An 11,837-nucleotide genomic window follows, 5' to 3' on the forward strand; every position below is an offset into this window, starting at 1 on the left:
CCCAGTTTTACCTTCAGATAAGCCTCTGCCCATTACTCACCTTGTGATCCGTGCTTACCAGGGTTATCGCCCCCTCATCATTCTTGATCCCAGTCACCAGGCACTCGGACATAAATTTGCCAATCTGTTTTGGCGGGAAGTTTGTCACGGCGAGCACCTGTTTACCCAATAACGTCTCAGGATCGTACAGGTCGGTAATCTGCGCACTGGATTTTCGGATGCCCACTTCCGGGCCGAAATCGACTTTCAACTTGTACGCCGGCCTGCGGGCTTCCGGAAATTCGTTTACCTCGATGATGGTGCCGATGCGCAGCTCTACGTTCTCAAAGTCTTCCCAACTGATCATGCCTGGTGAGTCCTCTGTCTGTTAAAGAAAGTGGCTATTGTCTGTGGTCCGCGAGCAAGGTGCCGACGGTGAACGCGATGTCCTCGTGTTCGGTGTCTCGCCACGGTTCCGCGAGGGATTCGGCTTCCCACTGCTGCATACTGCCTAACGCCAGAACCCTCTCAACGTAGGCAGCGGCGCCTTCGCTCAGGTCCAGCCCGTAGGTGCGTACCCGATAGACGACAGGGGCAAAGAAGGCATCCACAGCGCTAAAGCGGTCACCGGCGAGGAACGGGCCACCGAACTGCTGCAGGCCATGGGACCACAGGCTGTCGATGCGGTCGACATCCTTTTGCAGGCCCTCACTGACCGTGTTCATGCGGATACGCAGGCCCACGTTCATGCTGCAGATATCCCGTAGCGACTGGAACCCGGAATGCATTTCAGCAGCAGCACAGCGAGCCCAGGCGCGGGCCTTTACGTTTTTGGGCCAGACGCCCTCGTGACGCTCGGCCAGATACTCAATGATGGCCAGCGAGTCCCATACGGTTGTGCTTTCATCCGTGAGGCAGGGTACCTTGCCGCTGGGGCTCAGGCGCCTGTAAGCCTGCCAGGTGGGCTCATCACCAAACACAATGAGCTGCTCATTAAACTCAATGCCCAGCTCCTTCATCAGGACCCAAGGGCGTAACGACCATGACGAGTAGTTCTTGTTCGCAATATGAAGGGTGTACATCCCTGTCTCCATCCAGGTGGGGTGGTTTATCCGGAAATCAGTTTTGCCGAATACCGTGGCTTCGTATACAACTACACTAAGACCATTAAAAATAACACAAGGAACGCACCATGCCTTTCTCTTCCGACCACATTGATGAACTCAACCTGCTGGCGATGTTCGATCTGTCTTCCGCGCAGGAGGGCATCAAGGTTCACCAGCATTCAGCTGCACCGGAGATGGTGACCGCGGCTGAACGCCTACACCAGAAGGGGCTGATCACTCAGAAGGATGGCGGTTACCTGACAAGTCTGGGCAGTGAAATGGCGGAGCATGCGCAGAAGGTGCTATCGGTGCTGACCAGTTGACACTGGCATCGTGACTCCGGGAATGTCAGCTTTTCTTACACTATCAAACCGAGTCGGAAACTGCGCTTTGCCTATGTATCGGTAACAACGATGATTTTGGACTGTGGCACCTTTAATGCTGTGATTCTCCCGTAGTAAGGAATATCACCGGGAGTAGCAAAAATGAACACGAGAACTAAGTTTTGGCCACTGGTGGCTGGAACGCTGACATCCGCATTACTGATGTCAGGTTATGCTGTCGCGGCACCCATCAAATGTGATGATGCCTATAACTATATGCAGATGGACGATTCGCAGGCCACAGCATGCCTGGCGTCCGGCAAGAACAACCCGAGCTTTACCGGCAACCCTGCCAATGACATTTTTCTTAACAACGCCGCAGGAACGGGTTATCAGTTTGTGGAGAAATCTGAAAACGCAGGGAACCCCACAGCACTTTACAATCTGGAGTACGGACAGACCGACAGCACCGGCACCTGGGAATTCGATAGCAGCCTTTGGGACTCATACAGCACTATTGCAATCGGCTTCAAATTTGGTGGCGGAAACAAGGCTGACAACTGGTTCGTTTATGAACTTAACTCCCTCGTCTCCTCTGGAGACTGGGCGTACTTCGGCAAGGGTAATGGCCTGTCTCACGTGAGCCTTTACGGCAAGGGCTCTGTTACCGTGCCCGAACCTGGCTCACTGGCGCTGCTGGGCATTGGCATCATCGGCCTGACACTGGTTGGTCGAAAACGCCGCGCGAACTGAAACGTCGAGTTTCAATACACATTAGCGCAGTATTCAAAGGCTCCCGGAAGGGAGCCTTTTTTATGCCCGCAGAAAACCTGAAACAGTTCACAACTCTTCGTTACAGAAATAAACACCTTCCGGCCTGATAAGGCTCTGTATTTCCTTCATTTTTAAACCATCTTTAACTAGAGGGTGGTCGTTTCGACACCAAAAGCTGTCAAAGAAGCCAACGTCCCGATAAGACAAGAGCACTACACTGCTTTTCGAACAAATGTACCAACAATAATTGCCAGCCCTGTTACCCGACTCCGGGGGCACGGCAAAGGTCCATAACAAAGACAAACAAATGGAGTGTGTTTCATGGTTTCAACCTCCCGCTTTTCCCTGCGTGCGATGACATTCGCCGTTGCAGCCGCCTCGGCCGGTTTTTCATTGAATGCCTCTGCCAGTATGGGCAATATCGGTACAACCTATGGCGTGATGCCCGTGGACGTGGCTACCGCACAGTCCCTGTCGATGTTCAACGAGCAGGTGTCAGCCACCTATTACAATCCGTCCTATCTGACCAGTGACGAGCGTGGCGAGCTGACCGGCGGCATCCTTCACGCGGAGCAGGAATTGCGCTCCAGCCGTTCCGATGCAGACGGCGATATCATTTCGGATTCGCCGAGCCAGCACGTCCTGATCGGCATGAAAACCAACCTGGCGTCCCTGACCCGCTTCGATCACCCGATTTACCTGGGCTTCATCGCAGGCGTTGAGAAGTATGGTAAGGAAATGCTGGCATTCTCCTCGGAAACCTCCGAAACCGGGCAATACCTGCAATATGGCAAGGAACCCCTGTTCCTGAACATTGGTGGTGCCACCCCCCTCTGGCGGGGCATCTCAGGCGGTTTTTCGGTGCGTGTCACTCTGGAAGCAGCCGCTCAACTGGATGCCGTTTCAACACTTGGCGGTGAAACCAGCCGCGAGCGACTGGCGGTTAACGCCGAGCCCTCGCTGAAGTCCATCCTTGGCACCACCATCAAGTGGGGCGATACTTTCTGTCCGGACAGTGACTGTTTCCTCGACGGCTGGGAAAGCGCGATCACCTATCGCACCAAGTCATCCGCTTCGACGTCTGTAGACTCCAACATTATCGTTACACAGACCATCCCCGACCCGGGCCTGAGCCTTGCGGTGGCTACTATCGATTCCTTCCAACCGGAAACCTTTGCCATCGGCACCCAGTACAAGGGTGACGGCTGGCGCATCGGCGGCAGCATTGAGCAGCAGAACTGGTCTGAACTGGAAGACGAGTTCGCCGGCGACACAATCAAGGATCAGGAGAATGTCAGCGCAGCCAATCGCATCCGTTTTGATGACATCCTGGTGCCTCGCATCGGCGCTGAATACCAGCTCAGCCGTCACTTTGCCGTCCGGGGCGGGCTGGCGTATGAGGAGTCTCCCCTCAAAACCACCCGCAACCCGGAGCTGAACTATCTGGACACCGACAAGATCGTGGCCGGGCTAGGCATCAGTGCAACCTATGAACGCACCCGTGTGCTGGCCTACCCGGTACGGCTGGATATCGGTTACCAATATCAGCAGCTGCAGGACCGGGATTTCACCATCGTCGACTATGACGGTAACGAACAGCAGGCAACCGCCGACGGTGACGTTCACGTTATCAGCGGCTCCATCACCCTGAAGTTCTGAGGAGAGGTTTGCCATGAAACACAACAATACATTGGCACTGATTCCCGCGATGTTCCTGGCAGCATGCGGCGGGGGTGATGAACAGACCATCGACGAGCCGACAACTCCGGGAGAGGTGGTTTACTCCTACCCGGCGGATGGCCAGAGCAACGTTAGCCCCAAGGCCGACATGGTGCTGCGCTTCTCCCATGCGCTGTCTGACAACGATGTTGCCAGCAAAATCCGCATCACCGATGGTAGCACCGACCTGAGCTTCACGGCCGAAAGCGTGGATGGTGGGCGCAGTCTGACATTGTCGCCACAGGGCGAACTCAGCCCGGGCGCCGACTACACCATTGAGTTTACCGAGGCATTGCAGGCGGAAGGCGGCCGTACGATTCCGACCCCCAATGCTTTTGGCCCGGAGGGCGTGCAGTTTTCAACACGGGGTGCATTCAGCGGCATCGCCGGGCTGGACAACCTGAGCCCCGAGTTCACAGTTGCGGAAATGATTCCCTCCGGGGGCAATGTATTCCAGCCCATGAACTTCTCAACGTTCCGACTGCAAATGACCCAGACCGTACACCCGGACTGGAAGGCACTCGGTGGTGTCATTGAAATCACTGACAGCAACGCGAACGTGGTGCCGGCCACCGTTCTTGTGAAAGGCCGGGACATCACCATCGACCCCTGCCTTGCAGACTCGAAAGAGCGCTGTGGCCGCGAGGAGGACATACTCACCTCGGGCAAGACCTACACCGTGTCAGTCCGCAACCTGCCGAGTCTCCATGGCGGCACGCTGGACGACTTCAGCGAAACTATCACCCCACGCGACACCGGCCCAACCGTTGTTCTGTCCCAGCAAGTGGTGGATTCCGGTCTGAACGCCGGCGAGAGTGCTGAGAACACCCGCAAGTCTCGGCTAAACGGGCAAATCATCAACGGAATTACTCTGAACTCCGTACTGCAGGGCAATGCCGGGCCGTCCCAGCAAACCGGCGATCTGTTTGCAGAGCTCGCTTACGCACCGGCATTTACGGCGGATGAGCCCCTGCCACTGCGAGTTCCGAAAGGCAGCGTGCTGACCAGCAGCAGCCTGGATGTCCGTGTCAACGGTGAGGTACCGGTTATAGATCCGGCAACCGGAAACATCCAGAAAACCGGTGACATCAAGGTGACCATGTTGTCGGACGCCACCGGTTACCTGATGCCAAACCCCTACACGGATAACATGAACGCGCCGCGCCACGTCAAACTGTTCATGGATGTTGCCATGAACACGGAAGAGGCGCAGCCCAATGCTTCGTTATCCCAGGACCTGCTTGGGGTGGAGCTGACCGGCATCGCGATCGTGGAAGACGGCGTTCTGACCATCGACGCCATCGGCATGGTGGAACCCAACCTGCTGGGCCAGGAATTCACCGATGCCACCATTGCGTTTCGCATCGAAGCCGCGACGGATTCCGAGTCCGCACTGGATGCCGCCGAACAACGGGACGAAGAACTGGCGGACAACACCGGCCCACAGTTAGTGAGCTGGATGCCAGGACCGGACGATGCCTTCCCGGGTGATCGTGATCAGATGCAGCGCCCTGGCGACCCGATCGTACTGAATTTTGACGAACCGCTGGACGCCGATACCATCGCCGATGGCATTGTGCTGGACGCGGCAGGCACACCGCTGACGGTTGGCGACAACACACTGGACGCCAAACTCGACGGAACCGCCCTGGTACTGAACCCGGTCGGAGGCCTGGAGCATGGTGTTGATTACACCGTGCAGATTGGCAACGCGTTGACCGACCTTGCAGGCAATGGTGTCACACCGCAGAACCTCAGCTTCGCCCTCCCTGACATTGGCGGCGGTTCAGTCCCACAGAGGTCACCTCTGGCGCTGACAACCTATCCCGGTTACCCATGCGTCACCACCGGGGTCAACCTAAGCCAAGATAGCCATGGGCAGTGTGTGGATAACGCACCTAATGGTCCTCGCGGGGACGAGTTGCCGGTAACTACCATGCCTACGGACCGCCCCATCGTGGTCGTGTTCTCCCAGTCCATGGATCTGGACTCCATCCGCAGCGGCGAGACGTTTGTGGTTGAGAGAGTGGACGAGAGCGGCGCTGCAATTGAAGCGGTATCCGGCCGGCTGGAGAAGAACAATCAACGGATTCGGTTTTACCCGGACGAGCCCTGGGAAATCGATAGCCTGTATCGTTATCGCATGAAATCCACTTCCGGAGGCCAATGCCAGACCGGAACCGAGGATTTCATCTGCGGTGCCAACGGCCTTGCCCTGCAAACCGATCTCCTGGTAAACCCTGAAGATGTTGGCGGGCCAAATATGGACATTTACTTCCGAGGTGGTGAAGCGCTAGATACAGTATTCACTCCCTTACGGAACCTGCCGATTCGGGATACAAACTCGAACTATGTGGTTGACTGCGACGCGCTGGGTTCCCAGGACTGCCTGGAGCCATTCGATCATGAAGTGGATCCAAACGATGCCAGCGAGTTCCTGCCGTCCGCCAATGCCGCAAAACTGAAATCAGCAGGCAACGCAACAATACTGCTAATGTCCACTCCGGCAAGAGTCGGGTGCCCGACCAACGGTGATGAATGCCCAGAGAATAAATTCATCTATCAGACCTATGGACTGAATACAGAGGTTATCGGCCCCTACATCGATCCGGACTCAGGAGAGCAGACCGGTGTAAGGGTACTCTTATACCCAACCATGCTCGCGACAACCTCTACCTCGGTTTACCTGCGGATTATCGGCTTAATCACGCTGGAAGAACCGACAGGCCCACAGATCCTTCGGATGCGATACAACACGGAAACTTCCGAGGACAATCCACAAGGCTTGGTGGAAGGCGTTATTGTCGAGAATGATGATGGCCAGACCGAGTTCAGAACCGAAGCCCGCCTTCAGCTCGACGCCCCGCTGCTGGAACCCCCCATTGGCGGACCACACGACCTGTACAGCAAACCGTTCACTCTTGAACTGAAAGGCGACATCAATTTCTTTGATGATGGCAGGATGCAAATAGAGCAAAGAAACACCAATCGTGTGCCGCTGACAGTCAACATAGAAAGCTTGGGGAACATTCCTCTGGAAATTCCAGCTGGCGGCGTTTACCTGAACTTCCTGTCCAACCCCATCAAGGAAATTCCAGCAGAGTACTAACTTCAGGCTCCGCTACTTATGGCCAGCCCTCGGGCTGGCCTTTTTTGTGGCCGGAAAGGCCATAAACCGGTTTTCCACTCTCCTGCGTTTCCTGCTAATCTGGTTGCCTGTTGAAACCAACTCCGAAGTCCGGGGCCAAGCGGGGACGGTGTTCCGAAACCGTGCGGAGCCATGGATGGCGGAGCCCGAGCGTTACAGGGACGTATTCAAAGCGTGTTTCGGAATACCGTCCCTGCTTGGCCATGCTCAGAACAATAACAACCAGTTTGGAGAGACCCCATGGAAAACGGCACCCACTACCGTACCTGCCATCTGTGTGAAGCCATGTGCGGCGTGGCCATCGAGGTCAGGGATGGCCACGTCGCCTCCATCAAGGGCGACGAGGACGATCCGCTGAGCCATGGCCACATCTGCCCCAAGGCCGTCGCCCTCCAGGACCTCCACGAAGACCCGGAGCGCCTGCGCAAACCGGTACGGCGCACCACCGACGGCTGGCAGGAAATGGAGTGGGACGAAGCCTTTGACCTGGTGGCCAGCCGACTGCACCGGGTACGCAAAGAGCACGGCCGCAACAGTATTGGCGCTTACCTCGGCAACCCCAACGTACACAATCACGGCTCGCTGGTGGCTACCATGCCATTCCTCCGGGCCCTGGGTACCCAGAACCGGTTCTCCGCCACCTCCAACGACCAATTGCCCCACATGCTGGCCAGCCTGGAAATGTTCGGGCACCAGATTCTCTTCCCGATACCGGACATCGACCGCACCGACCTGTTCATCTGCATTGGCGCCAATCCGATGGCCTCCAACGGCAGCCTGATGACCGTGCCGGACTTCCGTGGGCGACTCAAGGCACTCAAGGGCCGTGGCGGCAGGATGGTGGTCGTGGACCCACGCCGCACAGAGACCGGCAAACTGGCCGACGAGTTCCACTTCATTCGCCCTGGCACCGATGCCCTGCTGTTAATGGCCATGGTGCACACCCTGTTTGAAGAAGACCTGGTGAACCTCGGCCATGCAGAACAATGGACGAAAGACGTAGACTTGGTCCGGCTGGCCGCAATGGGCTTCACCCCCGAAGCCGTCAGCGAACAGACGGGCATGCCGGCTGCTGATATCCGCAACCTCGCGCGGCAACTGGCCACAACACCGAGGGCTGCGCTGTACACTCGCATGGGCACCAGTACCCAGGCCTTTGGCGGCGTTGCGACCTGGCTTGCCTACGTGCTCAATATCCTGACCGGGAAGCTGGACAGCACTGGCGGCATGATGTTCACGCAACCCGCGATTGATCTGATCGCACTCGGTGGCATGTCCGGCCAGAAGGGCCATTTCGGCAAGCGGTTCAGCCGGGTGAAAAAACTGCCTGAGTTTGCCGGCGAATACCCTTCAAGCACCATTGCCGATGAGATTCTCACGCCGGGCGAGGGCCAGATACGGGCATTCGTGACGGTGGCGGGCAACCCGGTGCTTTCAAGCCCCAACGGTGGACGGCTCGACGAGGCCTTCGGCGGCCTCGATTTCATGGTGTCGGTGGATTACTACCTCAATGAAACCACCCGTCATGCGGACGTCATACTGCCTCCCACCGCCGGGCTTGAACGCAGCCACTACGACCTGATCTTCAACATGTTTGCCGTTCGCAACACCGCCAAATACAGCCCTGCCCTGTTCGATGCGGGCAAAGACGCCCGCCACGACTGGCAGATACTGCTGGAACTGGCCCACCGTCTGGAGAAGAAGCGAAAAGGTGGCCGCCTGCCCCTGCGTTCCGAGATGGGTTGGCGTGCGTTCAAACAGATCGGGCCGGACCCGATCCTTGATCTTATGTTGCGGGCCGGGCCCTACGGAACCGACATCGGTCCTGCACGCGGCCTGGTCCAGCCCGCCATCGACCTGGTGATGGATATACTTCCGGAGCGCCATCCCCTGCGGGGTCTGGCAAAAATGAGCCCACTGAACCGCCACTGGCAGGACCTGCCCAAGGGGCTGTCCATCAGCGCCCTTAAGGAACTACCCAACGGTGTGGATCTCGGGCCACTTCGCCCATGCATGCCCGGCAGGTTGTTTACCCGCGACGGCAAGGTAAACCTCGCCCCACGCCGCTACTTACAGGATCTGGGGCGGCTCCATACCTTACTCACGGCACCGGCCTCCGACGGTCTGCTACTGATCGGGCGCCGGCACGTTCGCAGCAATAATTCCTGGATGCACAACAGCCAGCGGTTGGTGAAAGGCAAAGACCGCTGTACCCTGATGATCCATCCGAAAGATGCTGCTCGCTGTGGCCTTCAGGCTGGTGATTCCGCCGAGATTGGCTCCACCTCCGGGCAGATCGTATTGCCGGTGGAGATCACCGAGGATGTGATGGCGGGCGTGGTTTCAGTACCCCATGGCTGGGGCCACCATCGGAAGGGTACCGGGCAGAGTGTGGCGGTTGCCCACGCTGGCGCCAGCATAAACGACGTGTTGAGCGATCAGGAGATTGATCCGCTTGTTGGCACGTCCGTACTTAATGGGCAGACCGTGTCTGTAAAAGTCTGGCGTGCGGACCGCCAGCGTAAACAGGCCTGACATTCTCAAGGGAGACTTCTATGCCGCCGTGGCTTCAATGGACACTGATTATTGCCGGCCTGCTGGCCATCGCGCTGCTTGTCGCGTTTATCGGCCGCCAGTCCCGTGCCCTGCAGGACAGCAGGAGGCGGCAGGAGAAAGCAGAGTCTTTCCAGAAGGAACGCCGCGACAGCATGATTGAAAGTATCCGGGTATTGGCCATGGCGGTGGAAGAGAATCAGGTTGAATACTCCGAAGCCTGTCTGCGAATCAAGGGCCTATTGGACCACGTGGCACCGGAGTTGCTGGACCAGTCTCCTTTCCGGGTGTTCCAGGAAGTGCATGAGCAGATCCAGCACATGCCGACCCATCGCGCCCGCCAGGAAACAGATGCCCGCTTCGTGGAAAAGATGGACCGCGAGCGCCTGGCAGTCGAAAAGGAGCACGCCGACGCCATTCGCCGCGCCGCAACGGCCATTCGACACCATCCGTTCCAGGCCTGACCCTTACCAATATGAGTCTGACGCTCCAGTATTTTGTAACAGTTTGTAATCGAATTTCATCACTGAAGGTTTGATTAGCTTTACAAATCAATCTCTTCAGATGTCACGAAATTATGACGCCCGGCTCATTCACCAAACACCAACGTAGCCAGCTTTTATTTCACTCCATATTGGCTAAGTTTAAAAAAGCACGTTGCCACTACCGACCCTGCAACTGCTCACGTTGTTTTCTCCTGAACACGTTTGGTTTGATCTGCAACAAGCGGGTGAGCTTGCCGGCCTTCGGGCCGGCTTTTTTGCGGGGCTAAACTAGAGAGGTTTGGCGGTAGAGAGGACCTACTGATTCATCATCCCCGCCATCGCCATAATGCTGTCCTTGTTTCCTACCAGTTCATCAAACTGCGCTTCCACCTTTTCCCTGTTCAGACCGAGCGATTCGTAGAACGCGTCCGACACCTCTTCCCCCGCACCCAACGCAACACCGCGCTTGGTCAGCAGTTGCCGACTCAGCCAGAGCAGTTTGCTGTATACCGCGTGAGGGCCGTCGTAACCAGGATTCTTCTGGTTTCGGATTGCCAGACAGACCTCGTCGGGCATACCCCAGTTCTGCATCAGTTCCGCCGCAATCTGCTCCCGGGTCACGCCCAGCAGATAATGCTCAATCATTGAGGAGTCGAGATGGGGGTTGGCTTCCAGCGACCGGCACACCAACTTGAAATGGGGAGGAAACACCTGTGCCAGCACCAGGTAGCCAAAGTTGTGCAACAACCCCCCCAGGTACGCAAGACCAAAGATAGGACGTTCGCCACGAGGCATCATGCTGGCCAGGATACCGGCCGACTGAGCCTGCCATATCGCCTGTTGCCAGTAATCCACATAGCCTTCCGGATGATCCTGGGGCTGCTTCAGGGCACGCCCCAGAGACAGGCCCATGGCTAGGTTCATCACCAGGTCGAAGCCCAGAATCCGAGAGACCGCGTCGTGCACAGAACGCACCTGCCCCGCCGCCGCATAAAAGGACGAGGACGCCCAACTGACCACCTGAGCCGCCAGGCTGGGGTCACTTTCCACGACATCCACCAGATCCCCCATCACAGCATTGGGGTTCACCCGCAGGTGAATAATGCGCTGGGCGGTCTCGGGTAGAGGAGGCAACTCAAGAGTGTCTTCCAGGCGCTGCTGAATGCGCAGCGAGGTAAACCGTCGAATGGCGGAATGCAGCTGGTCCCGGTCTTTTTCCGGGCTGTTGAGATTCACGGCAATGGTATCCCGCGCCACCGAAAACGAATGGCGGTCGGCCGCGACGGTGATTCCCCGGAACTCGTCGCCGGGCATGACCATACAAAGATTCTGCTCGCCCAGGACCAATGCCACGGACGCCAACTCATCCACCCGCGCGTCCACAATCGTGGGCCAGCCGGTCAGAGACGGTAAGGCGGGCAGCTCGGTCAGGCCAGAGCGCTCACGAACCCGGACCTGCTCCCGTCGCTTCATCACCCGCAGATCTCGCCCCAATTGTTTGTTCAGGGCACTGATATCGAGCAGGTCACCCTCGCGGCAAATGGCCTGGAGATTCCCCTCCTCATCCGTGAGCAACACCATTCGCAACAGTTCGTCGTCCCGGGCCTGGCTCACATCCCTAAGGGAAACGCCGGCAGCAGACTCACCCAACGCCTGCCTGACTACGACAGGTAGCTCCATAAGTTTCTCCCAAAATGTAGACGGTGCCCCGTTGGACACATTGGTTTCACTCAGTATAGGGCACAAACAG

The 11,837-nt window shown here is 57.4% G+C and carries 9 protein-coding genes; 6 read left to right on the forward strand and 3 right to left on the reverse strand.

Annotated features, from left to right (window positions below; all coding sequences use genetic code 11):
- Positions 1 to 13: 13 nt before the first annotated feature.
- Positions 14 to 346: a tRNA-binding protein gene (locus tag SIC19_RS06840; protein WP_036203207.1), complete on the reverse strand. Its 333-nt coding sequence runs from the start codon at positions 344 to 346 to the stop codon at positions 14 to 16.
- A gap of 34 nt (positions 347 to 380) precedes the next feature.
- Positions 381 to 1,061: a glutathione S-transferase family protein gene (locus SIC19_RS06845; RefSeq protein ID WP_075195717.1), complete on the reverse strand. Its 681-nt coding sequence runs from the start codon at positions 1,059 to 1,061 to the stop codon at positions 381 to 383.
- Between the two features lie 110 nt (positions 1,062 to 1,171).
- Between SIC19_RS06845 and SIC19_RS06850 the strand changes: the two genes are divergently transcribed.
- From SIC19_RS06850 to SIC19_RS06875, 6 genes are all read left to right on the forward strand, one after another.
- The gene (locus SIC19_RS06850) at positions 1,172 to 1,408 is read left to right on the forward strand and encodes a TIGR02647 family protein (RefSeq protein WP_036203201.1); all 237 of its coding nucleotides are present in this window, start codon (positions 1,172 to 1,174) and stop codon (positions 1,406 to 1,408) included.
- A gap of 162 nt (positions 1,409 to 1,570) precedes the next feature.
- Positions 1,571 to 2,161 (forward strand): PEP-CTERM sorting domain-containing protein, encoded by a 591-nt coding sequence (locus tag SIC19_RS06855; protein ID WP_036203196.1) that lies wholly within the window; start codon positions 1,571 to 1,573, stop codon positions 2,159 to 2,161.
- Positions 2,162 to 2,503: 342 nt separating this feature from the next.
- Positions 2,504 to 3,841, forward strand: coding sequence for an alkane uptake protein AupA (gene aupA / locus SIC19_RS06860; RefSeq protein ID WP_269400246.1), 1,338 nt, complete (start codon positions 2,504 to 2,506; stop codon positions 3,839 to 3,841).
- 13 nt (positions 3,842 to 3,854) lie between these two features.
- Entirely contained in the window at positions 3,855 to 7,010 is a 3,156-nt protein-coding gene (locus SIC19_RS06865) for an Ig-like domain-containing protein (protein WP_151982875.1), read from the forward strand.
- Positions 7,011 to 7,289: 279 nt separating this feature from the next.
- Positions 7,290 to 9,584, forward strand: a complete 2,295-nt coding sequence (locus SIC19_RS06870; RefSeq protein WP_075195720.1) for a molybdopterin-dependent oxidoreductase — start codon at positions 7,290 to 7,292, stop codon at positions 9,582 to 9,584.
- Between the two features lie 20 nt (positions 9,585 to 9,604).
- Positions 9,605 to 10,066, forward strand: a complete 462-nt coding sequence (locus SIC19_RS06875) for a DUF2489 domain-containing protein (protein WP_036203189.1) — start codon at positions 9,605 to 9,607, stop codon at positions 10,064 to 10,066.
- A 336-nt stretch (positions 10,067 to 10,402) separates the two neighbouring features.
- Here SIC19_RS06875 and SIC19_RS06880 read toward each other — a convergent pair whose 3' ends face one another.
- Positions 10,403 to 11,767 carry an HDOD domain-containing protein gene (locus tag SIC19_RS06880; protein WP_036203187.1) on the reverse strand — a complete coding sequence of 455 codons (1,365 nt, stop codon included), beginning with the start codon at positions 11,765 to 11,767 and terminating at the stop codon, positions 10,403 to 10,405.
- Positions 11,768 to 11,837 lie beyond the last annotated feature (70 nt).

Source organism: Marinobacter sp. MIT930201 (genome assembly GCF_047122665.1).
Taxonomy (GTDB): Bacteria; Pseudomonadota; Gammaproteobacteria; order Pseudomonadales; family Oleiphilaceae; genus Marinobacter; species Marinobacter salarius.